The organism is Dyadobacter bucti, assembly GCF_005869225.1.
Classification (GTDB): Bacteria; Bacteroidota; Bacteroidia; order Cytophagales; family Spirosomataceae; genus Dyadobacter; species Dyadobacter bucti.
This window is the reverse complement of sequence record NZ_SWFP01000018.1, coordinates 1-26771: the sequence shown is the minus strand read 5'-3', so window position 1 is coordinate 26771 and position 26771 is coordinate 1. Positions and strand designations below refer to the sequence as shown.

The following is a 26771-nucleotide window of genomic DNA, read 5'->3' as shown; positions in this document are numbered from 1 at the left end:
TACCTGCAGTTAATTCACAGGCACTTTTTTGTTCAATAAACTCGGCGAAGGAAACGTAAAAATGTACACTTCGGCCAGAAGAATATTACCCAGACTCAAAGTTGTAAAAAGGGCGTTATACTAGCCCAAACGGCATCAAAGTTGACCAGGAAAACGGGATGTGGCGCATTTGGAATTATTCCCAGCTGTGCGCGAGGAATTAGTCGGTACGCTTCAATGACGGTTTGAAGTGGTGCGTTTTGGTCCAGTTCGCCAGATAGTACCAGGACAGGACATTGAATTCGTTTTAAAAGATCATCGCTGACTTCCGTTGAGTTATACGTTCTACTAATCGTAGTAAACCATTCATCTATCCTTTTTGGCTCAGGAGCTAGTGTCATTTGCTGTTTCCAATATAGACTGTCCAATCCAAAAGCCATTTCCTTGGTAACGGTAAAGTTTCTCCATCCCTTTTTCCAAGTACCAGCACCAATCGCGATCAGCTTTTTAACTTTCGCAGGAAATGCAGAAGCAAGATAGTACCCGGTATAAGCGCCGTCGCTAAAACCAAGCACGGTCGCACTATCGCTGGTCTCTGCCTGCATGATTGCGTTAACGTCTTTTGCCTTTTGTTCATAGGTTGGGTCTACCTTTCCGATTTCTGATTTCCCATGCCCTCTGGTCGATACTGCTATAACCTTATAGTTCTTGGAAAGGCTATCGATGAACCGCCCCATTTCAAGAGTTGACCCGAATATGCCTCCATGTAAAATAACAATTGGTTTGCCTTTACCATATACTTCATAATAGATCCTGGCATCACCACCTTTCAGATAATGACCGGCCTTTGGATTGTTTCCATAGGGTATGGCAGTTTCGTGCGATGGGTTTTGCTGCATGAAATGCCTGAGGTGTTTCAGGTCCTGTCCAATGGCATTTATACCTGCCAGTAATACCAGAAAGCATAAAAATTTAATTTTAACTTGTAATTGGTTCATTTTCAGTTTGTAATTATCTTACTTTAAAATTTTTAGATCGGTAAAAAAGCCTTCCGTGCCCACTTCGACCCAAAGCGCTACGCCACCGGATGCATTGGGCCCTAGTTTGAGGTCATTGACAACCAATGATGGCTGCGTATTTCCATCTATGAATAACTTGGCATTAGCACCTTTCACTTCAATCCGCAGGGTGATCCATTTATTAAGCTCCATATCCGCATAGGATTCATACTTTTCTGGTGCCTGTTTGCGGAGCACGTCAAACTTATAATCCGGATATGAATAGTATTGAATGGAATGGTTTCTACGAACCTGATCTTGGGCCCGGCCATTGGTTGGGCGGATGTAAATGCTCTCATACTTTGAGTTTTGCTCATCAATACGAAAGGCAACACCAATAAAACCCCGGGCATATTCAGGGGCGTTTTTTAGTAACCTGCTCAGTACTTTTACCTCGATAATGCCGCTATGAAAGTCAAATCCTTTTAGTTTGACAAACGTGGGTTCATCCACCTTCTTTACCAAAGTATCCTTCAACACCCTAAGCGCTTGTTTACCAGCAATTGACTGGATAGACATTGATGCCTGAACCGGTTCCAGCCTTTCCAGGTCAAGTTTGACGCTTTGGGCATTCGCATAACTCATCAGCATCAGGAAACTTATTAATACTGGGAAGGTGGATCTCATAGCTCTGTTGGTTTAACTTGTTCACATCGACAGTTCATTGCCTTGGGTTTTAATTATGCTACAAAAATCCCTGTTTGTCAGCAGATCCACCCATAACTTACTTTAAGAAATATTCTTAAACTACTTCAAGGTTTGAGAGGGTGAAGTGGGGTGCCCCGGTAAATTTATTGGCAGGGCTTTTGAATGCAATCTGTAAACTGAGTGTAACTAAAATCATTAAAAAGTGTTATTCCAATAATCTTAAATCACATTTTTGTTTAAATCTAAAATTTTGGCAACATCTCAACTTATAAAATATTTCAAACAGTATTTTCCACTTGCTGAAAAAGAGAGGGCTGAAATAACCCGGTTATTTGTTGAAAAGCACGTAAAACGTCGCCATTTCATACTGCAACAGGGAGATGTGTGCCAATACTATACCTTCGTAGTCTCGGGATGCTTCAAGATGTACCATGTAGACCAGAAAGGCGTGGAGCACAACCTGCAATTTGTTGCAGAAAGTGATTGGATTGCCGATTTAAGCAGCTTTTATTCAGAAAAGCCGAGCCTGATGTATATTGAGGCGATTGAGCCATCCCTCATCCTTCAAATTAAGAAGCCAGATCTTCTTTATCTCTTTATCAACCATCATAAATTCGACCGTAATTTCCGCATCATTACTGAGCAGAAATATATCGAGTTACAAAACAGGGTTTTAGAAAATATCAGCTCTACCGGTGAACAACGTTACCAGTCATTTCTGGCCCGGTATCCTCATTTGCTTAACCGTCTTCCCAATTCCCAGATTGCATCTTACCTGGGCATTACCCCTGAATTTTTAAGTAAAATCCGAAAGTCAATCGTTTCAAGGGACAAATCTTAACATAGTTTAAGGGTTTTTCTTGCAGTTGTTTATGAGTGTGTTTCAATGCTTGGTCACAACTTTGCATAGCATTAAATCATATGCTCGCTTCACCGTCAATGCAGTGAATGATTGCATGAAGGTGATATGATAACAACATAAACATTGACTATGATAATGGAGAAAGACAAACCAGCAATTGAGAAATTGCTAAATGACTACGCAAAAGCACTCATTGATGGTGACGCGGCTACGCTTGCAAGCCTTTATTGTAATGATGGCGAATTCATGCCCGATGGTTTTGCAACGATCCGCGGCGCGCAGCAAATTCACAGTGGTGCCCAGCGTTTCTTTCAAACCCAAAGCTTGAAGGCTGAGTTTTTGCTTAAAAATCTTGCCGTGGAACGCGATTTTGCATTTGCTGAAAGCATCGCAACAGTGACAACTGAAAACAACCAAGGTCAATCCATCGCTGTAAAAACGAGGGATTTCTTCGTGGTGCGAAGAGAGGCGGAAGACTGGAAAATTCTCCGGTATATTTTCAACAAGATCTGAATTAGGTACCCACACGCCTAAACAATAAATGACCAATATGAAAGCAGCGGTAATTTACACGGCAGGAGGACCAGAGCAGCTAATAGTTGAAGATAGAGCCGTGCCCCAGGCTGGCTTAGATCAGGTGCTTGTGAAAGTGAGGGCTTTCGGCCTAAATCGTTCTGAGCTGATGACCCGCAAAGGCTATTCACCCGGAGTGGTTTTTCCCAGGATATTGGGCATTGAATGTGTGGGCGAAATTGTCAGCGACCCCAGCGGCAAATGGCAGTCCGGACAACAGGTTGCTGCTTGCATGGGAGGCATGGGAAGGGATTACGATGGCAGCTATGCAGAGTATGCTGTTTTGCCAAGCTCTATTATTTATCCTTTCACAAGCAAGCTTTCATGGGACATACTCGGAGCAATCCCTGAAATGTTCCAGACCGTTTATGGCTCTTTGCACCTAGCGTTGCGCATACAAAAGGGTGAAAGCATCCTGGTTCGTGGTGGTACATCGTCCATCGGGCTACTGGCCATTCAACTGGCCCGCCATACAGGCCTGAGTGTCATTGCAACAAGCCGTAGCGAGGATAAAAGGCAGTTTTTGCTCGAAAAAGGCGCAGAAGCTGTGCTGATTGATGATGGCAACCTGAAAACGCAGGTCGATGAATTATATCCGGAGCGATTCGACAAAGTATTGGAGCTGGTAGGGGCCAGTACTTTGAAGGATTCACTTTCCTGCGCTAAACAGGGAGGGAGCGTTTGCATGACGGGTATGCTTTCGGAGATTTGGAGTATCCAAGATTTTGCACCGATGGACTACATTCCGGCCACTGTAAACCTGACTGTTTATGACACCGGACAGGTAAGTGTCGAGCACAATGCATTTCAATCTTTTATATCAATGGTAGAAAGCGGCGAAATCAAAATTAGCATTGGCGGGGTGTTCAAGCTCGACCAAATTGTCGAAGCGCACCAGCTGATGGATAGCAATAAGGCTAGCGGAAAAATTGTAGTTATTACTGATTGAACCACTAAATTTTCATGCAACAAATTTTGCAAGAAGCCCTCTCCCAAAGCGAAGCAACAGGAGAAATCGACACATTTTACCAGGATGTGATAGAAGGCCTTACCAGCGAATTTAAAAGGCTCCCCTCAAAATTTTTTTATGATCAGCAAGGCGACCGATTATTCCAGCAGATCATGGCTTGTGATCAGTATTATCTCACACGCTGCGAGGCTGAAATATTGAAAAATCAGCGGGAACAGATTTGTGAAACCATCCAAAATGGTGATACTAGTTTTGAGATCATCGAATTAGGCGCAGGAGACGGGACAAAAACAGTACACATCCTGGATAGTCTTTCGCTCCAAGGAAAATCGTTCCGTTATCTGCCGATTGACATTTCTGGAAATATACTTAATGAGCTGACAGATAACTTACTTGCGCAAAATCCTGAACTGGATATCCAGCCACTGGAAGGGGAATATTTCCAGATGCTTGATCAGGCAGTTTCACTATCAGGGTTACATAAGGTCGTCCTGTTTCTGGGTTCAAATATTGGAAACATGCCGCCCGCAGATGCACTACAATTCTGCAGCCGGATCAGGCAATCAATAATGCCTGGCGATATGGTCCTCATTGGCTTTGACCTGGTTAAAGATCTTATATAATACGAGCGGCGTATTCAGATCAAGAAGGCATCACCAAAGCATTCAACTTGAACCTGTTAAAACGGATTGATACAGAACTGGGAGCAGACTTTAATCTAGATCTGTTTGATCATTATTGCAGCTATGATCCATTAAATGGTGCTTGTAAAAGTTACCTGGTGTCGCAGTGTGAGCATACGGTTTCCTTCCCAAGCACTCAAATCCATTTTAGCCAGGGAGAATGTATTTGGATGGAAATTTCTCAAAAGTACTCGCTTAACCAGATTAGCCAGATGGCATTGAACAGCGGTTTTGAACCCATATCTACTTTTACGGACTCCAAAGGATGGTTTGCCGATGTGGTATGGAAGGCGGTTTAGGAAATGGATTAAGGGAAAAAATTTCAAACTAATGGAAGAAACTATTGTAAAGGCTGACAAAGACTTGTCAACCCGGTTTGCTGCGATCAGACAGCACACCGAATTTATATGCCGTCCGCTTAAAACAGAGGATTACGTCGTGCAACCGTGCGCAGACGTGAGCCCGCCTAAATGGCATTTGGGACATACAACATGGTTTTTTGAAACCTTTATTTTAAAACCGTTTTTGCCTGACTACAAGGTATATGACAGTCAGTACGATTTCGTGTTCAATAGCTATTATGAAACTGTTGGGGCGAGGGTTATCCGCACCGACCGGGGAAACCTGAGCCGGCCTACGGTTGAGGATGTTTTTGCTTATCGCAAATATATCGATGAGCACATGGGCCGGTTTTTAGAAAATGGTGATTTCAGCCTGAATTTAATAGAAACGGTGGATCTTGGTCTGAACCATGAACAACAGCATCAAGAGTTATTGATGACTGACATCAAGTACATTCTAGGTCACAACCCGCTGTTTCCCCCTTACGCCACGGAGTACGTTCCCAATGGTCTGAAGTCCATGGCAAGCCCTTTTCACCAAGTTGTAGCAGGCAATTATCAGATTGGATTTGAAGGCGAAGGTTTTTCTTTTGATAATGAACATGGCAGGCACCAGGTTTGGCTTAACGATTTTAAGATTGCAACCAGTCTGGTTTCCAACCGTGAATATTTGGAATTTATCAATAGCGGCGGTTACCAGAATTTCAACTATTGGCATGCCGAGGGTTGGGATTGGGTAAGGCGCGAACACATTGGAGCTCCATTGTATTGGCATCTTATTGATGGCAAATGGATGAACTATGACTTGGGCGGGCTGACGGAGATTATTCCGGAAAATCCTGTTTGCCACCTAAGCTTCTACGAAGCAACTGCATTCGCAAACTGGAAAGGGTTCCGACTGCCCACTGAGGCTGAATGGGAGGTTGCGTCCGCTGCATTCGACTGGGGCTCGCGCTGGGAATGGACGAACAGCGCCTACCTGCCTTATCCGGGTTTCAAAAAAGCAGATGGTGCAATAGGTGAATACAACGGCAAGTTTATGGTCAGTCAAATGGTTCTTAGAGGAGCTTCCCAGGCAACACCAGTTGGGCATAGCCGTAGCACATACCGGAATTTCTTTCACCCCCATTTGCGCTGGCAATTCACGGGGTTACGTCTGATCCTTGATTAAGATCAACGTTTAATCTTAAACAATGTTAAGGGTGCTTCTTAAAGTTGTTTATGGGTTCATTCAAGTAGTGTGAATGACCTTTGTCCTATAAACAAAAATAAAAAAATGAAAAAATTTTCACTCCTATTAGCCATCGCTTTTGCCGGTGTCTCATGTACAGATCACAACATCGATGCAATTGATTTGCAACAAGAAGGTGATGCTATTAAAAAACTCGTTACCGTTACTTACCGCGATGCACTCGCAGCTTCAAACGCTGATGGAGTGACTTCGGCGTTTACAGGCGACGGAGTCGTGATGGGTCCGGCTTCGCCGACTGCATCCGGTTCCACGCAATTGAAATCAACTTATCATGGGATTTTCGGCGCGGTCGGACTTGACTTAAATTTCAAAATTGATGAGATGATTGTCGGTAAAGAATATGGCTTTGTCAGGTCAACTTCTGCGGGTACCCTCACTGTAAAAGCAAATGGTGCAACCGCGCCTGAGGAAAATAGAGAAGTGTTTGTTGTGAAAAAGGCAGATGATCAGTGGAAAATCGCACGATACCTGTACAACAAAATGGGTACGCTAAGTCAGGCAATTGGTACAGATGTGATCGAAAATAAGGCTAGTAGCTATACAGAAGCAGACAGAAGCGCTATCAATTCACTTATAACCGCCACCTATTCCAGTGCACTCGCTTCGTCCGACGCGGCTGCCGTGTCTGGCCTGTTTGTTACAGATGGTGTTTTAATGGCTCCTGATGCACCAACCATGAAGGGCGCTGCCGCGATCAAAACCACTTATGAAAGTGTTTTTTCAGCGATTAAGCTCAACCTGGCCTTCACCATTGACGAGATCGTGATTGACGGCGAATACGGTTATGTGAGATCTCATTCGGGAGGAACTACTTTGATCAATGCCACCAGCCAAACTGTTCCTGCAAGCTACCGCGAGATTTTTGTAGTGAAAAAAGTGGATGGGGTATGGAAAATCGCTTGGTATGCATATAATCAGCCTAGCTGATTATTGCTTTGCTACACATGTAATAAGGCTGCTGGATTTCCGGCAGCCTTTTTGATTTAGCTAAATGGCAGTACTATCAGATAATGTATTAAGCTTCAATTTCTGATGAATACGAGTCTGTTTTTGAAATTCGTCAGGTGTTTGGCCAGTTTGCTTTTTAAAGAACCGGCTGAAATATGGCCGGTCTGAAAAACCAAGTTCGTAAGCTATTTCCTTGATGGTCTGTTCGCTGTGGATAATCATTCGCTTTGCTTCGAGAATAATTCTGTCGTGAATCAGCTCCATCCCGGTTTTATCCAGCTTGTCTTTGAGTATCTGATTGAGTCGCTTGGAGCTGATGCCCAATTTTCCGGCATAAAAATCAGTATTACGTACCTGCAGATAATTGCTTTCCAGCAGCATTAAGAATTCGTAAACCCGTTTTTGATGGATGTCATGACCTGTAAATTCCTGCTCTTTAACTTTGATCAGCTTTAATAGAAAGACCTTAAGTATCGCTTTAACAATTACCAGATCGTCTGCCGTTTTCTGATACTCATTGTTCAATAACTGGAACACGCTACCTAGATCGGCAGCTGCTTCTTTTTCAAGCCTTAGGCAGGAAAACTCTCCCTGAACGTTGAAAATTTTGAAAATATCCAGCAAAAACTCTTTGTCATCTTCCTCCAAAACTTCTCTTTTGAAGGATAACAACTCACCGTTTTTACCTGCTTTATTGAGCTGATGTACGCGGTAAGGTGGTATGAGGTATATCCAGTCGCCTTTAATCTCGAAATTTTCGTTTTTCGTATCATGCAAAGGGTCTTCATTCTTTAACCAGACAATTTCAAAAAAGTCTTTTCTGCCAGGATCATTCAGGTAGCTTGGCGGACAATCACGAAGATTCCGTATGTAAATCATTGCGCTGGCAAGCCGTGATTCTTTGATTGGTTCAATCATAGTTGAGATAAACTGTCAGACAGTGCCCTGGTGGACGATCTGGAAATTATGGTGGACTATTCGGAAATGTGGTTTTCTAACGCCTAAAAATATGAATTTTTACTATCAATTGTTCCAAATTGTCCACCTCATCTGGAAGATTGTCTAATCTGTACCAAATCCGGATCAAGTACATTTGTCATCAGACAAAACGAGGCAATTATGCATTCAGATCATCAACAATCCGTACTTCATTCAACTGACATTCAGGGAAATCTAAAACAAATACTGGCCGAGAATAATGCGCTCTCGGAAGCATTGGATTACGAAGATTTTGGAGCACTTATCGAAGGTATACAGCAGGCGGAGTCGATATTTCTGCTTGCAGCGGGGCGATCAGGATTTGCAATGCGGTCGGTGGCAATGCGGCTGATGCACCTGGGTTTCAGGGTTTATTTCGTCGGAGATACGACCACGCCCGCTATACAATCAACGGATCTTTTGTGGGTAGCTTCCGGATCGGGAACTACAGGCTCGATTGTGCGTGCTGCCGAAAAGGCAAAATCGGTGGGAGCCAATGTGATTGCCTTCACAACCAACCCGGCATCAACACTGGCGGGCATTTCAGACACACATATTCTCCTGCCAGCGGCAGAAAAAGAAGATCATGCTGGCAGCAGATCAAAGCAATATGCAGGCAGCCTTTTCGAACAGGCATTGCTGCTCATCGGAGACGCCGTTTTTATGGAATTATGGAAAGTGGACGGTTCCCCGGCGGAAACGCTTTGGAAGCGGCACGCCAATATGGAGTAAAATTTAATCAATACAGTACAATTTAATCAATTCAAAATGGCCAAATTACAAGTAGCAATAGACTTATTGACGACAGAAGATGCACTAGCACTTGCTGCAAAAGTTGCCCCTTACGTCGATATCATTGAACTCGGCACTCCGCTGATCAAAAACATGGGATCAAGCGTGATCACAGCAATGAAAAATGCACATCCAGACAAACTGGTTTTTGCCGACCTCAAAACGGCTGACGCAGGTGAGCTGGAAGCCGATATTGCTTTCAAGGCCGGAGCCGATCTCGTAACGGTGATGGGCGCAGCAGGCAATGCAACTATTATTGGGGCTGTGAAAGCAGCAAAGGCTCATGGAAAAGGCGTGGTGGTTGACACCATCGGTTATCCTGACCGTGTAAAAAGAGCGCAGGAAGTCATAACGTTAGGCGTTGAATTCGTGGAATTGCACGCTGGTCTGGATGAGCAATGGACTGATGGTTATTCGATTCAGGTTTTGATCGACGAAGCAGCCCGTGCAGGTGTCCCGGTTTCGATTGCTGGTGGTGTCAATTTGAGCAATATTACAGCGGTTATAGAAGCAGGTGCTCAGGTTGCAGTTGCAGGCGCGGCTATTTATGGCGCAGAAGATCCGGCAGTTGCAGCAAAAGCACTTCGTGAGGCTATCGACGCAGTTTTAGTTGCATAAGTGTCCTCATTTTTATTGAGCAATAGCCCGTTCACACAATCTGGACGGGCTATTGTTTTGCCTATTCATTTGTCCAAGTCAAAATACTGGCATAGTTTGCAAGTAATACTTTATCCATAGGTACATCTGTTTTCTAATGAAATAAAATGCCATGAAGTCCCCTGAAAAATCGCTACCGTCCAATCTAGAAATTCCATATCTGCGCGGAGCATTTGGCTTGGGCGAAGCCACGCCAGGATTGATGGTTTTTGATTCAGCGATTTATTCTGTGGAAAAAATATGGGACCGTCCGTTCCGGTCTAGTCACTATTCTATCATTCTGGTACAGCATGGCCAGATGCAGATCAAGGTGAATTTGCAGTTGCACAGCCTTAGCCAAGGCGATTTGCTTATTGTGCCGCCATCAGCGATCCGGGAAATGAGCTGGCAGGAGAACTCTGTACACTTCTTATCCTTATTGTTCGCTCCCGACTTTATTCTTACTTCCGGGCACTACACCAAAAGCGTAGCCCAGTTACCTCTTTTCGGTGATGACCAGCAAGCGTTAATCGTACTCAAAACAGAGGATCGGATTATCATTGGTCAAATGATTGATCTGATCCACCAGTTACTGATTCGTTTTAAAGGGGCCCAAAAAGGGGAAGAAGAAATTCTTCGCCCAACATTTCAAGCGACCATTTCGCAGATTGGCTTTTGTTATCAGGAGCAGCAAATGCTCAATCCGCCTACGAAAAGCATTGTGCAGCAATTTTTCGACCTGTTGGTCAAACACTACAAGCAGCAGCGGGAGGTCTCATTTTATGCACGCTCCCTTAATATTCACGAAAAGTATCTGTCACAGGTGCTTAAAGAAAATACTGGGCATACGGCGCGTAGTTACATTATACAGATGGTTATCTTAGAAGCGAAGGTCCTTCTGGATTACCCTGGAACTACGATCGGCAACATCGCCGATGAGCTGAATTTTCAAAACCAATTTCATTTCAGCCGCTTCTTTAAAAAGTACACTCATCTTACACCTTCCGAATACAGGAACGGCCACGACTCATTTTGAGTTTTTGATATAATATAGGCCGTAATCGTCCTATATTATTCAGTCCATCGAAGAATATTTTTATTCAATTCTTACTTTTTGATATATAATTCATCGTTTGCCCATTCTTTATAGCTGTAAGTAAATGCAATTTTGTGCATTGAAATTTAGCGATGAAGACACGAATTGCATTACTCATATTGACCACTTTACTCTGCGTCACCAATATTGGGCACGGACAGGACAGCCTACATATAACGGTCAAGAAGCTTTTTGAATTAGCTGAAAACAATAGTCGTCAGCTGAAACTGGACGCAATTAGAATACAAGATCTCCAAGCAGGTGTAGAAGTGGCTAAAAATCAGCGGCTCCCTGATGTAGATATGGCCGTCTCGGCGGGTTACCTTACCGATGTGGGTGTGATCGGAATGGGTACAATGAAGACAGGCTTTTACGATATGCCTCATTTTTCAAACAGCTATGTGCTGCAAGCAAGCTATCTGCTTTTCAGCGGTGGCAGAGTTGAACGCGACATTGAAATATCAGAGCTGCGCGGTCGGGTAGCCGGATTGAACTATGAAAAAAATAAAATGGAGGTAAAGCTATTACTGGTAGGCTATTACCTTGACCTTTTCCGGTTACTGGGGCAACGCAATGTCTACAAAAGCAACATCAACCAGGCTAGCATGCTGTTGGAAAAAATTGATAATCGTATGAGGGCCGGTATCGTTTTGAGAAGCGATAAAATTCGTAGTGAGCTGCTGCTTGAAGAGATGAAGCTGCAATTGGTAAAAGTCAGTAACCGTATCAGGATCATTAACAATGCTATGGTAGAGATACTCGTATTGCCTGAGGGAACAATCATTGAGCCAGATACAATTCTTCCTGAAAATAATGTCACAGAATTGACACTAAACACGCTGCAGCAAGTAGCCCTGCAAAATCAACCCGAGCTTAAAATCAATCAGCTTAATACTGAAATGGCTGAGAAAAGACAACAACAAATAAAGGCGGCCTATCTTCCAGAGGCCTCACTGTATGCATCAAACGGACTGGCCAGACCTTACGTATATGATATACCGGCCAAGGACATTTACGCGAACAATTTGACAGTTGGTGTGCGGTTGAATTACAGCCTTAGCGGATTATATAAAAATAAAGCAAGGGTGGATGCAGCTACAAAAGGCTTGCAGGCAGCCACCCAGTATGAGCAGCTTGCTCACGAAAATATGCGAAAGGCTGTCTTCAATGCATACACACTTTGGAATGAAGCAGGCGACCAGCTTTCCAGCGAAGCAAAGAAACTTGAACTGGCAACCGAAAACTACCGGCGCATCACAAATGCTTATGATCAGCAGGTTGCGCTCATCACGGATATCACCGATGCCAGTAACCAAAAATTGGCGGCAGAATTGCAATTAACCAACGCGCAGGCCCAACGGGTGATGCGCTATTTCGAACTTCAAAAAGTTACAGGACAACTCAATTAAAAATGAGCACGCATCATCATAGAACAGATCATCAACCTAATAAATGGCTCGGCTGGCTGACAGGCCTGGCTGCCATTGCAGTTGTGGCTATCGGTCTAAGTTATTTTTATTCCTTCAATCAGGTCACTTACAGCGATGACGCGCAGGTGCAGCAGCTGCTCGCGCCGGTGAATGCGCGAGTTGGAGGCTACATTACAAAAATCAATTTTGTGGAATTCCAACAGGTCAAAAAGGGCGACACATTGGTGGTCATTGACAATACAGATTACCTGGTGCAACAGCAGCTTGCAGAGGCAAACCTGTTGGACGCACTGGCGGGAAAACATGTGACCCGGTCATCGGTAACAACAGCAGAAAACACGGTTACCATAGCGACCTCAAATTTACAAGAGACCAACGCCAGGGTTTGGAATGCCGAAAAGAACCTGCGGCGTTATGAAACGTTGCTGGCGCAAGAGTCTGTAACCCAGCAGCAATACGATCAGGTGAAAAGTGATTACGATGCTCTGATCGCAAAGCTAAGCGCCATGCAAAATGCCGAAAATGGCAATCGGCTGGCAGTAAAGGAAACGGGTGCAAAAATACAGGTAAATGATGCTGCCATTAAGAGGGCGCAAGCCCAGCTTAAAGCAGCAAAGCTTAATGTGCTTTATACAATTATTCTGGCACCCTGTGACGGATACATAGGACGGAAGAATATCACAGAAGGCCAACTTGTGCAAGCTGGCCAGCAACTTGCTGCCGTAGTCAACAATGAGGAGAAATGGCTGACGGTGAACATCAAAGAAAAGCAGCTGCAATCATTGGCAGTGGGAAAGAAAGCGCGTGTTCAGATCGACGCCATTGACGGTTACGTCTTCACTGCCACGATTACTTCTATTGCAGGAGCAACGGGTTCCGTATTTTCGCTGGTACCCACCGATAATTCGACGGGCAACTTTGTGAAAATTCAACAGCGAGTCCCGGTAAGATTGGACTTTATGGACGTAAAAGATCAGGCGCAACTCACAAAGCTAAAAGCAGGCATGAATGCTGTTGTCTATTTTGATCAAAAGCCATGAACCAGCCCTTACAATGTTTCAAAGAATTTGTACCCGGTTGGGTGCGGGTAGCGCTATTTGTGTTATTTGCCATCTTATTTCAATGTGCAAACCCGGTTTATCTGAGCCTAATGGGCGATATCGTTGGGGCCAATCAGATTTACAAAGAAGATCTGACATTTGTTTATCAGGTCAGCACCATTGGTGTCACCTTCATTTTTCCACTACTGTTCAGGATCAAATTTCGCTTCACATCCCAGCAAATCCTGGCAGTTTGCTCGGTGTTGCTTGCGCTGCTTTTGTTGGTTTGTGCTTACACTTCATCCATTCCGGTATTGATCCTATGCGCTTTTTTTATCGGTGCATTAAAGATGATCGGTACCTTCGAAACGCTCGTCTCTATTCAACTGATTCTTACCCAGCATAAAGACTATGGCATGTTTTTCAGTGTTGCACTTGGCATTGTTTTGCTTTCCGCCCAAGTAAGTAGTACACTGGCGATTCTGCTGGCTGATAGATACGACTGGGAAATGATATACTACCTTATGGCTGCGCTTCTTGCATTGCAGGCACTTGTTATTTTGGTATTATTAAGGCCATTCAGGATTGCTAAACGACTGCCTTTGGTGGGCATTGATTGGATGGGCGTTTTTCATTGGACAATCCTGTTTTCACTACTTAGCTACGTGCTTACTTACGGGCGAGTGCTGGACTGGTATGCGTCAGAAAATATTATGGTTGCCACCATTGCGGGGTTAATATGGTTGCTTCTTGTTCTTTACCGGACGTATACCAAGAAGCGTTCGCTTATGCTGCCGCGCGTTTTTAGGCTGACAAATGTAAATGTCGCCATAATCATGATCCTGGCCGCCCAGTTGATGCTGAACACAACTGGAAGTGTACTGGGACCTTTTACGAGCTCGGTGATGCGCCTGGACAATTTGCATATTGGTGGGCTTAACTGGTGGATCGCTGCTGGGATCCTGGCCGGTGCTGCATTTGGTTATTGGTGGTTCAAATACGTTAATGGACCGTTCCGTACAGTTTTTGCTTTGGGTTTTGTGATGCTGACCTTGCACCATGTCTGGCTATATTTTTCCTTCGATGCCAGTGCCGGAGAGCAGCAGTTATACATACCCTATTTCTTAAAAGGTTTTGGCAACATCATCATCTTTGCCGCCGCTGGCAAGTACATGACCCTGGGCGTGGGATTCGACATATTTACCCAGATGCTGTGTTATATGGCCATGTTCAGAAATGCGTTAGGAAATGCGGTGATGGGAGCAATCATCAATGAAAATGCATATGCCCGTTTGCAGGATTACCACCAAAAACTTTCTTCCAAAATGGATGCAAGCGGTCTGAAACCTTTTTGGCAGCAATTATACGGGCAGGCGATCAAACACGGCTTTTCAAGTCTTGAAGCTTCGCAGATATCCTCGAAAGTGATCAATGGAAGAGTGAGCCGTGAGGCTATGCTGCTTGCTGGAAAAGATATTTTCGGGACTGTATCTGTGTTTGGCCTATTTGTTTTAGCGGCCATCGGCGTCTATCATTTTTCAGCGCGCGTGATCAAGTCTTTCCCGTCATGGCGAAGGATTTTCCTGACTGTCCGCCGAAACTAGGGAATCATACCCCTCCATAATCAAACAATGAAGGCTGCATCATTGATATACATTCACTTTTAAGAAAATCATGGAAACAACAGAAGAAAACATAATCATAATTGGTGGGGGATTTGGTGGAATTAATCTTGCCAAAGAACTTTTAAATAACCCCTTGCAAGGGCAGGTTATTTTGGTAGACAGAAATAATTACAACTTCTTTCCACCCTTACTTTATCAGGTTGCGACAGGGTTCCTGGATGTATCTGGAATCAGCTATCCCTATCGGAGGCTTTTCCGCAATCATTCTAATTTTCATTTTAGAATGGGTGAGTTGCTGGAAATTAAGCCTGATAATAATACTGTGGTACTTTCAACAGGCGAGCTTCACTATTCAAAGCTCGTTTTGGCGACGGGGACGGAAAGTAATTTTTTCGGCAATAATAATGTAAAGAAACATGCATTGCCAATGAAAACCGTTGCTGATGCGATCTACCTGAAGAATGCCATTTTGGAAAGGTTCGAACTTGCAACACGCACCACTGACCTGGTCGAGCGGCAGAAGCTTACTACCATTGTAGTGGCGGGCGGTGGACCAACAGGTGTTGAAATCGCAGGGATGCTTTCTGAGCTAAAAGCCAACGTACTTGAAAAGGATTACCCTGAATTATCAGGTTTGCCTTTTGATATCTACCTGATTGATGGCTTGCCGACCTTGCTTGGTCCGATGAGCAAAGAATCTCAGCAATACACCCATAAATCACTGGAAGCGATGGGTATCAAAATCAAGCTCAATGAACTAGTCAAAGATTTCGATGGTGATTCCGTGCTTCTGGGAAGCGGGACTAGTATTGCAACTAGAAATCTGTTGTGGACTGCGGGCGTAACAGCGCATGTTTTTGAGGGGCTTCCCAACGAAGTTTACGGAAGGGGAAAGAGACTCATTGTGGATGAATTCAATATGGTGACGGGAACTTCGAACATATATGCCATCGGAGATACCTGCATTCAGACGACCGACCAGCCCTTTCCAAATGGCCATCCGCAACTTGCGCAGGTCGCCATTCAACAGGGAAGAAATCTTGCTCACAATATACATTTGGCCAGACGTCAGCAGGCAATGAAGCCTTTTTATTACAACGATAAAGGTTCAATGGCCATTATTGGCAGAAATAAGGCGGTTGCAGATCTGGCCAAACCACATGCGCATTTTGAAGGTTTTTTGGCTTGGCTTATGTGGCTATTTATCCATCTGCTTTCCCTGATTAATGTAAGAAATAAGATCAAAACATTTGCCAGCTGGGTTTCAGCATACCTGACCAAAGATCAATATTTGAGGATGATCATCCGGCCCGAACAGAAAGATAGCAACACTGGATCTGCAAAAGCAGAGCAGTAAAATCTAACAACTAAATTATAATATCATGTCAAATTTAAAAGGTAAAGTGGTTTTTGTTACCGGTGCTGGTGGCGGTTTGGGTAAAGCCATCGCTGTTGCATTTGGTAAAGAGGGAGCATCGGTTGTAGCAGCTGATATCAAAGAGGAATTTCTGACTGGCACGGTGCAGGCCGTAAAAGAGCAAGGAGGCAAAGTGATCAGTGTTGTAGTCGATGTAACTAATTATGATTCAGTGAAAGCTGCACTGAAAGAGACAGTTGAAACTTTCGGGAGACTGGATATATCGATTAACAATGCCGGAGTTGTAGGAATTGGCAGCATTGAAGAGATTACTCCGGATGAATGGGACCGCGTGATGACTGTTAATGCAAAAGGGGTATTTGTATGTACGAAGGCCGCAGTTGAAATTATGAAACCTCAAAAAGAGGGGGCTATTATCAATACGGCTTCCATTGCAGGAAAGATGGGCATGGCTCACCTTTCGCATTATGTTGCTTCTAAATTTGCCGTCATTGGCTTTACCAACAGCATAGCCAAGGAGGTTGCCATGGATGGTATCACCGTTAATGCTATTTGTCCCGGAATTGTCGGTACGGGCATGTGGCGCGGAGAAGGAGGTGTAGCAGATCGGTGGAAACTGGAAGGCGAAACTGAGGAGCAGTCCTGGGAACGCAACAAAAAAGCCCTGATACCACAGGGCGTCGACCAGAGTCCGCAAGATATTGCAGACGCAGTTATTTTCATTGCACAGGCCAAGCACATTACCGGGCAGGCGATTGCAATTGATGGTGGTATGACGATGTAATGAGAAGAAGAAATCAAGAGAATTGAAAAAAACACGTCTGTTCGGACGTGTTTTTTTATGTTGGCGTTCGCCACCTTTTTTCGTATGAAAAACTCACTGGTGAGATTGACAGCCGCTTTTAAGATTTTGTCCAGCAAGCTGTTATTCAGATTGATGCGACTTGTCCAGGGTGAACTGCGCAATCCGCTCCCGGCAAATCCGTTCCGTCAGCTCTTTTAGAAATGCAACCCGGCTGCCCAGATATTCCAGTTCGGCTTTCTCGATCTTGTAATTCTTATTGTATCTCGCATCGATGTACGCCTTTTTCAGAAGTATAAACAATCGCTCTTCCTCGGCTGTCTTCATTGGAAAAACAGTCACAAACTCTGGATGAAGTTTTCCGACTTGATTGCCTAAAATCTCAATGTCGTGGATTCTCGGCTTGTAATCGGTGAAAACCAGAAGGATAGCAGCATAATATCTTTCCGTAGCTTGGTGAAGTTCAAATGCCGCATTATTGTAATAGGTAATTTTGTTCTCTCCTTTTTGCAAGAAAAATTCAAAGGCTTCAAGAAAGTTGTTTGCGCTTTCAAACCAATGCTCAAATTCCTCCGTCGACTTTTCAATACGTTGTGCAGGATTAAGATTTTTTGGGTCGGACAAGCTGAACTTCCCAGAATCAAAAAGCAAAACTCCTTCCTTTAAAATATCAACGAAGAAATAGTAATTCCGCTCGATCTTATCGTTCACAAAACCAATGCTGTGGTAGATGATGCTCGTCCGTGTAATGTTGTCATTGGCCATCAGCTCTTTGTCCAGCTCCCGCGATTTTTTGACCTGCTTCGCCGAATTTTTGTCTTTGGTAATAATCAGGATATCAAAGTCGCTTACATACTCATACTTCTCCTGATAATCTTCGACCCAGTCACCACGCGCGTAGCTGCCGAAGAGAATGATCATTTCGGCTGGGACTTTTTCCAAGACAATGGCGGTGAGGGCTTTTAGCTGGTCTTGTTTGGTTTGTGGGAGGTGGGTGAGGTTGGTTTTCATAGGTGTGTGGGTTTTAGGGAGGTAAGTTAGCGGTTTTTGGGCTTTCTGCCTTTATCTGGCTTGCCAAAGTCTGATTCGTGTTGATGGGGTCGGAATCTTGGAAGAGGTTGGAAGCAGTGTGACTGAATATAAGATAGGTGGACGTGTATATGGAGTTCCTAATTACCTAGGTGTAAGCTTTACCGAATTTCTGTACCAAGATTCAATCAGCTTGCCTCAATGCAGCATGGAACCGACTTTAGTGAGGCGGTTAGTTATCCGCCAATGCATGTATACGGTCATGTTCATTTCTGTTCCACTCACAAAACCTTCAAGTTTGCCCCTATTGTTGCAATTGTTTGGCAAATTCAAACCCAAGAGATCCTGCGCCAATATTAGCAACCTTTCTATATTGTCTTAACATTATGGTTTATTTGATTTAGTTTTTGTCTATCTGCGGTCAGTGTGTAAAATGATGTATAACAGCTTAGGGCATGCCGAAGTGACAGAAATCAGGGCACTTCAGACCAATCTTGTACTCAATTTATATTGAGAAACTGAACTTGAAACTTTGTTCGTCAGCCCGCATGATGCAAAACGTGCGCTAGGCGTAGTTTTTTATCTCGAATTCCATCTTGCCCAGATATTCCTCCAGAGTCAAATTTCCCTTTACTTTGTTCAACGCTACTTCGATGGATATTGTCGCAGATGCAAGTATATTTCTGTTTTCGTCAACGATATTTATTCTAGTTCTCTTAAAATTGTCTCGCACAAACTTGTCATCATAAATTGAACATGAAAGCTGGTCTAAACACTGCGAGGCGTGAATCAACGAGGATTTTATGTCATGATCGACCTTTCCTTTGATATTTAGGCAAAAAATATCTTCTAGTTCTTCATTCGATACAAATTTAAATCCCACAATTTGCATATTGTGTATTATATGCAGGAGTGATGACTCAAATCTAATGTTCATATTTTCAGTGCCGCCTAATTCTGTAACTATTTCTTCAATATAATTTAAGTCAGTCAATACTTGCCCGAATCGAATTACTCGATAAATGTCTTGAGTCCAGTGAACGATTTTGTAAAAGTTGTCGTAAGACAACGTAAGTGATTGAATAGTGTTTCTTCCGTATTCAACTACAATATTGTTCTTGTTAATAGTAAAAGATTTATGCGCAGCGATGTTCCTCCACTGATTTGTCGAGATTGCAAAAATTGGATCTTCAAGAAACAGAATTGCATCGGTTTTCACTTGATTGGGAAAATCTCTAATCACTTTCCCAAAGTCTGATTCTGAATTATCAGGAATATTCCCATTCAGTTTGTAGTTAACAAGTTTGTCAAGTAATTTGAAACGTGGTTTAAATACACCCTCCAAGGTTTCATCTATAACTTTGAAATAATAAGCTATTTTGTCTCTTTCTGAAAACTCCTTTTCATCAGGCTGTGTTAATACGTTTGTCATCCATTTCATATCTGTATTTGAAATGTCGTCAAATGAATCTGCTAGCACTTTAATGACTCGTTGCCTATTGGAGATAATACAATCTCTATAAAGGTCGAATGTCCACTCGAACAAGTTGAAATACTCAGGTTTGGTACAGAATTGTATATAATTGATGATTTCAGTTCTTAAAATCTCTTTGTTTTTTTCAAGAATTGATTCATTTAAAAAGTACTTACCTAATTTGAGTTTCAATAAGGCATTCCAATCTTCTACGGAAAAGTCCGCAGCGAAATGTAAGTCCTCATATATTTTATCTCTCTTCAAGTCTTTTTTGAAATTACGCCTGACGGTTGGGACGTTGTGAAGAAGTGAAATTAAAAGCACGAATGTTCGGTTTAGCAAAAAATGTTCATTAGAATACCGAATGTTCAATTGAGCACGGAACCCGCATTTTCACAAAACTCATGTTAGCACCGGTTAATCTTTTTCTTCTTCAAGTAGTCCCGTTATTTTTTTATTTATTATTTGTCTTATATCGGTGTCTAATGAAAACTTCTCCATTCTCAAATTACCGTAAATGTCAATTGTAAAGTGATATTTCATTTTTGCTTCACCTACAGGCTTCTTTGGAAGTCCACTAATTTTCATCTCGGCAAATTTAGTGTTTTGACTTGCTTTAATGTTTTCTCCAAAATGAATTGTGGATGCTGAACTTGTCTGATTGTCGGCAACAGTCTGCACAATTTCTGTCTTTGTCACAGGAAGATAGGCTCCTTTTGGAACAATTACTAAATAGTTGTCGTGTTGAAGGCTTGAACCAATTGAATGCTTCAACTTGTAACGTCTTGTTAAGTTAAGGTCAAAAGCGGTTTTTTGAACTTCAATATTTTCAGGAGCTATTTGGAAAGCACTATCAACTATGTCTTTGTTTCCAGTGGCTTTTGCTTGAAATACAATGTCATTTGCCAAATAGTCTCTGGCTCTTAATAAATTGAATTCATCAACTTCAAATTTTGTTAGCGGTCGAATTTTTTCCACTTTCTCAGTCAATGATTTTAGTCTTTCAAATTCCGTTACAAATGAGTTAATCGTTTCTTGTTCGTCTTTGATAAGCAGAATGTTTTCCCTATTCCTATCTTCCGCATAGTAAGTCCAATTGTAGGAGCCATTAATAAGAACTTTATTGTCAATAACACAAAATTTGTTGTGCATTGGATTAAATGTATCTGAAAAGTAAAACTCGCCGCCGTTGTCGATAAAATTTTGAAAATTCAGTCCTGTATCTCTATTGTTTATATAGTCGTTATGAATAATCAATTCTACTCTTAATCCGTCAGCAACTCTTGTCATTAATTTTTGAAATAAGGCCTGATTTGTAAACCAATAAACGGCAACCACAATTTTTTCAGTCGCTTTGTCAAGCTCGTCTAAGATGTTTTGCCTTATGTTGTCAAAATGTGCTTTTACCATTGTCTGTTTAATTGGTGCTAACTCGACGATTGACGCACGTTGATTACAAAATACGTAGTGTGTGTCACGTATTGATGAAAAGAAGCCTATCGGATAATTTACTTGTTGAGATCACCTACTAACGTCGGATTTTAGCGAGATACAATGAATTGGTATGGTGCATGGAGGTATAAGTTGAGACACGGACAGCAGCTTATTACTTCGATATGGGGGATATTGTCTTTCGGATTCCTAAGGCAGCTAACAGGCTTTGCTTTTGAGAAGAATATCGAAATGAGGCAATCGGAATGGTAGCTGATCGTCCATCCCGATTGCCTTTGGAACACGCCTCAGGCCGGTTATCAGTTACCTATCAAATCCCAAAAAAGAGAGCCAATCTGTAAACCGGTCGAACCAGTGATCAACAGGCAAATTTTGTTTTTTCGTACCAAAGCCATGGTGACCTTTTGCATAGATGTGAAGTTCGGCACTTGCACCTGAATTTTTCCATTTCTGATACAGTTTCGCACTATTGCTGTCAAACTTGAAATCATCATCAGCAGCTACGGAAATGAAAAGAGGTGTCGCATTTGATGGGACCGCTTGGCGATCGAACGGAGCTAGATAGGCATAAATTGGTGCTGAAAATGCAGGTCTGGATTGCGAATCCTCGCTATAAGCCATTGCGGCAGCTATCGTACCACCAGCTGAGAATCCAACAATACCAACCTTAGCCGGGTTGATTCCAAGTTTTGCTGCATTTTTCTTGACATAAGCAATTGCAGCTTTACCATCTGCTATCGCCAACGGCACATCAGGTGCCATTCTTTTCTCGAGCATTTTAAAATCATTCGCTAGTTTCCCTAATTCTGCCAGCGGGTTTGCTGCCTCCATGTTGATATGCACCAACCGATACTTTAATACGATCGCCGTGTAACCTTTTGCAACGAGCAATTTTGCAACCGAATAGCCTTCATTATCAATATCAAGTGCATGAAATGCCCCACCCGGACAGATAACAATCGCGGTTTTATTGGATTTTTCCTTTTCAGGGGTGTAAACTGTGAGGCTCGGCTTGGTAACGTTAAGTACTGTCCGGTTACCGCTAATAGAATCTGTCATTACAAATTCTGTGTTATTGGCTGGCAAGGCGGCAGTATCTTTTCCACTAGACAGGTCGATAACCCGTTGAGCAAGAGATATGTCATGAATGCCTAGAAATAGTGCAATGGTCAAAAGCTTGCTTTTCATGAATGATATTTATGTAAAAAGCCTGCTTCGATGAAAGAAAAAGCAGGCTTTGATCCGATGAACATTTTAGGCATTGTACTCGCCAATACGCAATACACTTTTTATGGTTCTTCCTTTTTCCGAGTCTTCAACGGCCTGGTTGATTTCTTCGAAAGGATATGTTTTGATCAGCTTATCAAACGGGAATTGTCCGTTCTGATACATTTTGATCAGCTTGGGAATAAACTCCTGCGGCACACTGTCTCCCTGGTTGACAAATTTGATTTTATAGCCTTTGGTCAGGAAGATATTGGTTTCAAGCTCTAATGGACGGGTAGCAACACCAATCACAGCAAGCTCACCCACGGGGGCAAGACTTGCCAGAGTATTATTGATAACCTCATTTCTGCCCGTAGTATCTACTCCGTACTGGACTCCGTTTGGCAATATTGCTTTGATCCGTTCAACCACGTTTTCATTCAAGCTGTTGATGGTGTGCGTTGCACCCAGTTCTTTTGAAAAATCAAGCCTTTCCTGATTGATGTCCACTGCAATAATAGTTGTTGCGGATGATGCCTTGGCCGCCATTACAGCTGCTAGCCCCACAGCACCCGTGCCCGAAATAACGATCGAACTCCCCACTTTAACTTTCAAGGTGTTGATCACTGCACCTGCGCCTGTCTGGATACCACAGCCCAAGGGGCCTAGTATCTCCAATGGAGCTTCATTGGGAACCTGAATGACATTGTTTTTATGCGCAATGGCATACGTTGCGAAGGAGGACTGGGAAAAGAAGTTATCGTTAATGGGCTTGCCATCGTGATCGTGATGATTGTGAGATCCGTCTACGCGAGCTCCTGAGAAATTCCTTTGAAAAAACTCATAGCAATATGGAGAATTGCCCGTACGGCATACTTCACATTCACCGCAAAAACCATACGTTAAAACGACATGATCTCCCGCTTTAAGGTGGTGTACATCTTCTCCTACACTTACGATAATGCCTGCTCCTTCGTGACCTAAGATGACAGGAAAACCGGGAGCTCCCATCACAAAGTCCCTGGCTACCATATCAGTATGGCAAATTCCAGTTGCTACTATTTTTACTAATACTTCTTCGGAAGCAGGTTTATCCAAGCTAACTTTTTCGAGCTTAAAATCGCTGCCCTTTTCTTTTACAACAGCTGCTGTTATTTCCATTGTGATTAATGTTTAGTTATAAAACGCTGATTTAATTTTCCAGCGCAGGATCAATGATCCCGGCTTTAAATTCCGGGCTGAGTCTTTTGTAAAGGGGAGTGGGCTCTACGGTTACAAACAATTCTAATGTAGGTCCTACAAAGCATTCCAGCAGGTGTCCACCGCGAATGGTGCCGTCAGAAACGGCCAGGTTGATATGGGTATGTGCAACGGGCTTGCCATTGAATACAGCTATGTCACCCATCAAGGATGAAATCTCCGACTCACCGATTGGGATAACTTTAAATTCATTGCGACCGTAGTCAAAAAAGCCCACTTTGGCAGAGAACGCATCTCCAATACCAGTGTAATGAGCACTTTGGACTTTGTATTTTTGTGCAAATTCGGTTAGGCCTGAAACGATCTCGTCGTTCTTTGAAAAAATAAGAACGTAGGTTTTGGTCTCTCCGTTTGTGCTCAGAAGCTTCACTTTCACTCCTGGGGAACGTCCGGTCTGGGCAGGTCTTGTTGGTGCTACATATTCCTGGGCGCTGGCAGCGGATGCTGCAACAATGAGCATAAGCAATAAGATGCTTTTAGAGATGATTGTTTTCATGAGAAAGTATTTTTAGAAGAATGATGAATAAAAAAGGCCGCTGATCCCAGCGGCCTTGACGTTAGATTATTTGCTAATCCGGTAATCGGCCACAGTATGGAATATGATCTTGTCATTTTCTATAAAGAAGGTGTCTGTGCCCATAGGAAATTTGAACGTTGCCGACTCACTTGTCCAGGCTACGTAAGCCACATTTCCTGTTACACTCAGCTGTTTCATTTCAAAGGCTGATCCGGTTGGTATCGCAGCAAAATATTCCTCAAAGAAGCCCTTGATCGCATCTAATCCTTTCAAAGGGCCATTTGGTGTCAATAATTCTGACGCGGGCGTATAGTCTTTTAAAATCTCTTCAAGGTCATTATTGCCAAAAGCAGTGAGGTGGTGCATCAGCACTTCGTTGGTTGTCATGTTCTAAAATTTAAATCGTTCAATATCACAAAATTAGGATCAATGCCTGGGTTAAGCTCATAACAAAGTTTAACAAATACCATTAAACTATGTTAAGGTGTTGAGTCCCCACAAGAGCCTGGAACTTCGCCATAAAATCATGCTTGGATTCAGCGCTCGGCGTTTGTTATTCCAATGAGAGCCAGTCGCGCAGATCTTTGAGGACGCTCGCATTAATTTGATGACCGGCAGGATATTCATGGTAGGAAAGCCGCACGCACAGGTCTTGTAAGTACGCCCTGGCTTCTTTCGCGTATGAAATGCCCAACGTTTGGTCTTGCGTTCCGTGCGCTACAAACACTTTCAACTTTTTCAGCTCATCGCTCTTTTTTACTAGCGGCTGAATTTCACTTAGCAGCCTGCCGCTTAATGCAACTACGCCATTTATGGATTGTGGTTGTGTCAGACCAATGCTATAGCTCATGATAGCGCCCTGGCTGAAACCGCCTAGATAAACTTCGCTAAGCATATATTCCAGTTTTACCTGCCTAACGAATGTCAGGATTTTGTCACGGCTGATTTCCTCCTGTCTGGTATCGTAAACAGGTTTCCCTGTCGAAAAATCCACGTTATACCAGGCAAACCGTTCGCCTCCCAGATTGAAGGGGCCTCGTGCAGAAATAATGTAGAAGTCTTCGGGTAAGTAGTCTGCCAACCCAAACAGATCTTTCTCATTACTGCCCACTCCATGGAGCAGAATGATTCCTTTTCGCTTAGCTGTTTTTAGGTTTGGCTCCTTAACCAAGTATTCCAGCGTCAATTTTTTGGTTGCTATTATTTTATTTTGATCCATCATTTTTTTAGTGATCTCTTTAAAAGATAGTCCTGCAATAGCCAGCGCAAGTAGCAGGACTGTAATGTATTCCCGGGTGATTTTCATCCAATCTTAACTGATGTCATTGTAAGCGACCCGCCGACGGCCTGGTCATTAAAGAAGGAAACTTTTTCCTGGCCTGATCTTAAGCCCAATGTGTACATCAAGGGTAGATAATGTTCTGGCGTTGGTATTGCCAACATAGCCTCCCGGCCCATTTGTGAATAATTAATCAAAGGACGGTGATCATTTTCCGTAATGAGCGCCTTGAATTTTTCATTGATGCTAAGTGCCCAATCGTAGCCATAACCTGATTGGGTGATCTTATCCCAGGCCACCATTCTCAGATTATGTACCATATTCCCACTCCCTATGATCAGAACCCCTTTTCGGCGCAACGCCAGAAGTTCTTTGGACAAATCGTAATGATATTGAGGGCCTTTGGTGTAATCAATACTTAATTGCAGCACAGGGATTTTTGCATCAGGATACATGTGTCTGACCACTGTCCAGGTGCCATGGTCAAGTCCCCAGTCATGATCAAGCTCCACTTTTGCCGAATGAATGAGCGCAGTAGTTTCCCTGGCAAGCACCGGACTTCCTGGTGCTGGGTATTGTACAGCAAATAGCGCTGGTGGAAAGCCTCCGAAATCGTGAATCGTTTCCGGAAAATCCATCGCAGTGATCTTCGTTCCCTGCGTGAACCAGTGAGCCGACACGACAAGCACTGCCGAAGGCGTTGGAATCTCTTTCGCCATCTGTGTCCACCTCCGACTGAAAGCAGTGTCTTCAATCCCGTTCATAGGAGAACCATGACCAATAAACAAGACAGGCATTAATTGCTGCTGTACTGGCAAACTTGCCGTGAAATTCTTAAATTCTGATAAAGTGCTCATCCCCACTGCGCCAGTCAAGGCGGTTTTTATGAATTGTTTCCTTTGCATACCATGAATGGCAATTAAAGTCCGATTTGTTTATTGTAGGTTGCGTTGTCCCAGAAAAGGTGTTCCTCGATCATCAAACCATCTTTCCAAAGGCCAACGGTTGCCATCGGAAACTTAAAAGCTTTGCCTGTTGGCTGAATAAATTTTCCATTGCCGATCGGCATTGGTTTGGTAAAAGTGCCCTCAAACACGCCTGTAACAATGGTGTAGTCGCCAGATCCAAATTTGATTGGATGCTCCTTGATGCGGGTGTCAGGTGCATATACAAAAAGGCTTTTCATGTCTGAAATATGTTTATCCAGGCCTTCTGTTACATGCCCATCGGGCCAATAAACTTTAATATTCTGAGCATGGCTTTCTTTAAACCGGTCCCATTTCTGGTTACTGAATACATCGAAGTCCAATGCGTCAAAAGTTTTCAGATAAGCGGCAGTGAAGCCTTACCCTAATGAGGACAGTGTACGTTTAGACTTTATCCATTTCTAGTTTCTTGACAAACGTTGCCGGTGCTAAGCCAGCCAGTGCTTGATGCGGATGAAAGCGATTGTAGTCTTCCAT

28 protein-coding genes are annotated in these 26771 nt (G+C 43.2%); 15 read left to right on the top strand and 13 right to left on the bottom strand.

The window, feature by feature from the left end; genetic code table 11:
• Window positions 1-95: 95 nt before the first annotated feature.
• A complete protein-coding gene (locus tag FBF61_RS32530; RefSeq protein WP_229215330.1) occupies window positions 96-977 on the bottom strand; it encodes an alpha/beta fold hydrolase in 882 nt (293 codons plus the stop codon).
• Between the two features lie 18 nt (window positions 978-995).
• On the bottom strand, window positions 996-1664 hold the full coding sequence (locus tag FBF61_RS32525) for a hypothetical protein (protein ID WP_138485172.1): 669 nt from the start codon (window positions 1662-1664) through the stop codon (window positions 996-998).
• 271 nt (window positions 1665-1935) lie between these two features.
• On the opposite strand from FBF61_RS32525, the gene FBF61_RS32520 reads away from it, so the two are divergent.
• The 7 genes from FBF61_RS32520 (at window position 1936) to FBF61_RS32495 (ending at window position 7293) form a co-directional block, all read left to right on the top strand.
• Window positions 1936-2526, top strand: a complete 591-nt coding sequence (locus tag FBF61_RS32520) for a Crp/Fnr family transcriptional regulator (protein WP_138485171.1) — start codon at window positions 1936-1938, stop codon at window positions 2524-2526.
• 156 nt (window positions 2527-2682) lie between these two features.
• Window positions 2683-3060 (top strand): YybH family protein, encoded by a 378-nt coding sequence (locus FBF61_RS32515; protein ID WP_166444680.1) that lies wholly within the window; start codon window positions 2683-2685, stop codon window positions 3058-3060.
• Window positions 3061-3097: 37 nt separating this feature from the next.
• Window positions 3098-4069, top strand: a complete 972-nt coding sequence (locus FBF61_RS32510) for a zinc-binding alcohol dehydrogenase family protein (RefSeq protein WP_138485169.1) — start codon at window positions 3098-3100, stop codon at window positions 4067-4069.
• A gap of 14 nt (window positions 4070-4083) precedes the next feature.
• Entirely contained in the window at window positions 4084-4713 is a 630-nt protein-coding gene (locus FBF61_RS35340) for an L-histidine N(alpha)-methyltransferase (protein WP_205748347.1), read from the top strand.
• A 47-nt stretch (window positions 4714-4760) separates the two neighbouring features.
• Window positions 4761-5072, top strand: a complete 312-nt coding sequence (locus FBF61_RS35335) for an L-histidine N(alpha)-methyltransferase (protein WP_262712847.1) — start codon at window positions 4761-4763, stop codon at window positions 5070-5072.
• 31 nt (window positions 5073-5103) lie between these two features.
• On the top strand, window positions 5104-6285 hold the full coding sequence (gene egtB / locus FBF61_RS32500) for an ergothioneine biosynthesis protein EgtB (protein ID WP_138485168.1): 1182 nt from the start codon (window positions 5104-5106) through the stop codon (window positions 6283-6285).
• A 105-nt stretch (window positions 6286-6390) separates the two neighbouring features.
• On the top strand, window positions 6391-7293 hold the full coding sequence (locus FBF61_RS32495) for a YybH family protein (protein WP_138485167.1): 903 nt from the start codon (window positions 6391-6393) through the stop codon (window positions 7291-7293).
• Window positions 7294-7353: 60 nt separating this feature from the next.
• Here the strand turns inward: FBF61_RS32495 and FBF61_RS32490 are convergent, their stop codons facing one another.
• Window positions 7354-8232, bottom strand: coding sequence for an AraC family transcriptional regulator (locus FBF61_RS32490; protein ID WP_138485166.1), 879 nt, complete (start codon window positions 8230-8232; stop codon window positions 7354-7356).
• 201 nt (window positions 8233-8433) lie between these two features.
• Between FBF61_RS32490 and hxlB the strand changes: the two genes are divergently transcribed.
• The 8 genes from hxlB to FBF61_RS32450 all read left to right on the top strand — a co-directional run bounded on the left by hxlB (window position 8434) and on the right by FBF61_RS32450 (window position 17073).
• A complete protein-coding gene (gene hxlB, locus FBF61_RS32485; protein ID WP_138485165.1) occupies window positions 8434-9024 on the top strand; it encodes a 6-phospho-3-hexuloisomerase in 591 nt (196 codons plus the stop codon).
• Window positions 9025-9060: 36 nt separating this feature from the next.
• Window positions 9061-9702 (top strand): 3-hexulose-6-phosphate synthase, encoded by a 642-nt coding sequence (hxlA, locus tag FBF61_RS32480; RefSeq protein ID WP_138485164.1) that lies wholly within the window; start codon window positions 9061-9063, stop codon window positions 9700-9702.
• A 151-nt stretch (window positions 9703-9853) separates the two neighbouring features.
• Window positions 9854-10756 carry an AraC family transcriptional regulator gene (locus tag FBF61_RS32475; protein WP_138485163.1) on the top strand — a complete coding sequence of 301 codons (903 nt, stop codon included), beginning with the start codon at window positions 9854-9856 and terminating at the stop codon, window positions 10754-10756.
• Between the two features lie 152 nt (window positions 10757-10908).
• Window positions 10909-12225 carry a TolC family protein gene (locus FBF61_RS32470; protein ID WP_138485162.1) on the top strand — a complete coding sequence of 439 codons (1317 nt, stop codon included), beginning with the start codon at window positions 10909-10911 and terminating at the stop codon, window positions 12223-12225.
• A 2-nt stretch (window positions 12226-12227) separates the two neighbouring features.
• Window positions 12228-13286: an HlyD family secretion protein gene (locus FBF61_RS32465; RefSeq protein ID WP_138485161.1), complete on the top strand. Its 1059-nt coding sequence runs from the start codon at window positions 12228-12230 to the stop codon at window positions 13284-13286.
• Window positions 13283-14890 (top strand): efflux MFS transporter permease, encoded by a 1608-nt coding sequence (locus tag FBF61_RS32460; protein ID WP_138485160.1) that lies wholly within the window; start codon window positions 13283-13285, stop codon window positions 14888-14890. Before FBF61_RS32465 ends, FBF61_RS32460 begins: the two co-directional genes overlap by 4 nt.
• Window positions 14891-14960: 70 nt before the next feature.
• Window positions 14961-16268 (top strand): NAD(P)/FAD-dependent oxidoreductase, encoded by a 1308-nt coding sequence (locus FBF61_RS32455; RefSeq protein WP_138485159.1) that lies wholly within the window; start codon window positions 14961-14963, stop codon window positions 16266-16268.
• Window positions 16269-16293: 25 nt separating this feature from the next.
• Window positions 16294-17073: an SDR family NAD(P)-dependent oxidoreductase gene (locus tag FBF61_RS32450; RefSeq protein ID WP_138485158.1), complete on the top strand. Its 780-nt coding sequence runs from the start codon at window positions 16294-16296 to the stop codon at window positions 17071-17073.
• A gap of 141 nt (window positions 17074-17214) precedes the next feature.
• On the opposite strand, the gene FBF61_RS32445 is transcribed toward FBF61_RS32450, so the two are convergent.
• From FBF61_RS32445 to FBF61_RS32400, 10 genes are all read right to left on the bottom strand, one after another.
• Complete coding sequence (locus FBF61_RS32445) at window positions 17215-18102, bottom strand: HEPN domain-containing protein (protein WP_138485157.1); 888 nt, start codon at window positions 18100-18102, stop codon at window positions 17215-17217.
• Between the two features lie 583 nt (window positions 18103-18685).
• Entirely contained in the window at window positions 18686-19918 is a 1233-nt protein-coding gene (locus FBF61_RS32440) for a hypothetical protein (RefSeq protein ID WP_205748346.1), read from the bottom strand.
• 93 nt (window positions 19919-20011) lie between these two features.
• Window positions 20012-21004, bottom strand: coding sequence for a phospholipase D-like domain-containing protein (locus FBF61_RS32435; RefSeq protein WP_138485156.1), 993 nt, complete (start codon window positions 21002-21004; stop codon window positions 20012-20014).
• Window positions 21005-21349: 345 nt separating this feature from the next.
• Complete coding sequence (locus tag FBF61_RS32430) at window positions 21350-22234, bottom strand: alpha/beta hydrolase (protein WP_138485155.1); 885 nt, start codon at window positions 22232-22234, stop codon at window positions 21350-21352.
• Window positions 22235-22300: 66 nt separating this feature from the next.
• Window positions 22301-23413, bottom strand: coding sequence for an NAD(P)-dependent alcohol dehydrogenase (locus FBF61_RS32425; RefSeq protein ID WP_138485154.1), 1113 nt, complete (start codon window positions 23411-23413; stop codon window positions 22301-22303).
• A 31-nt stretch (window positions 23414-23444) separates the two neighbouring features.
• The gene (locus FBF61_RS32420) at window positions 23445-24008 is read right to left on the bottom strand and encodes a PPC domain-containing DNA-binding protein (protein ID WP_138485153.1); all 564 of its coding nucleotides are present in this window, start codon (window positions 24006-24008) and stop codon (window positions 23445-23447) included.
• 66 nt (window positions 24009-24074) lie between these two features.
• Window positions 24075-24416 carry a nuclear transport factor 2 family protein gene (locus FBF61_RS32415; RefSeq protein ID WP_138485152.1) on the bottom strand — a complete coding sequence of 114 codons (342 nt, stop codon included), beginning with the start codon at window positions 24414-24416 and terminating at the stop codon, window positions 24075-24077.
• 166 nt (window positions 24417-24582) lie between these two features.
• A complete protein-coding gene (locus FBF61_RS32410; RefSeq protein ID WP_229215329.1) occupies window positions 24583-25335 on the bottom strand; it encodes an alpha/beta hydrolase in 753 nt (250 codons plus the stop codon).
• Window positions 25332-26165, bottom strand: a complete 834-nt coding sequence (ygiD, locus tag FBF61_RS32405; RefSeq protein WP_138485196.1) for a 4,5-DOPA-extradiol-dioxygenase — start codon at window positions 26163-26165, stop codon at window positions 25332-25334. Before ygiD ends, FBF61_RS32410 begins: the two co-directional genes overlap by 4 nt.
• A 62-nt stretch (window positions 26166-26227) precedes the next feature.
• Window positions 26228-26617: an ester cyclase gene (locus tag FBF61_RS32400; protein WP_229215328.1), complete on the bottom strand. Its 390-nt coding sequence runs from the start codon at window positions 26615-26617 to the stop codon at window positions 26228-26230.
• Between the last annotated feature and the right edge of the window lie 154 nt (window positions 26618-26771).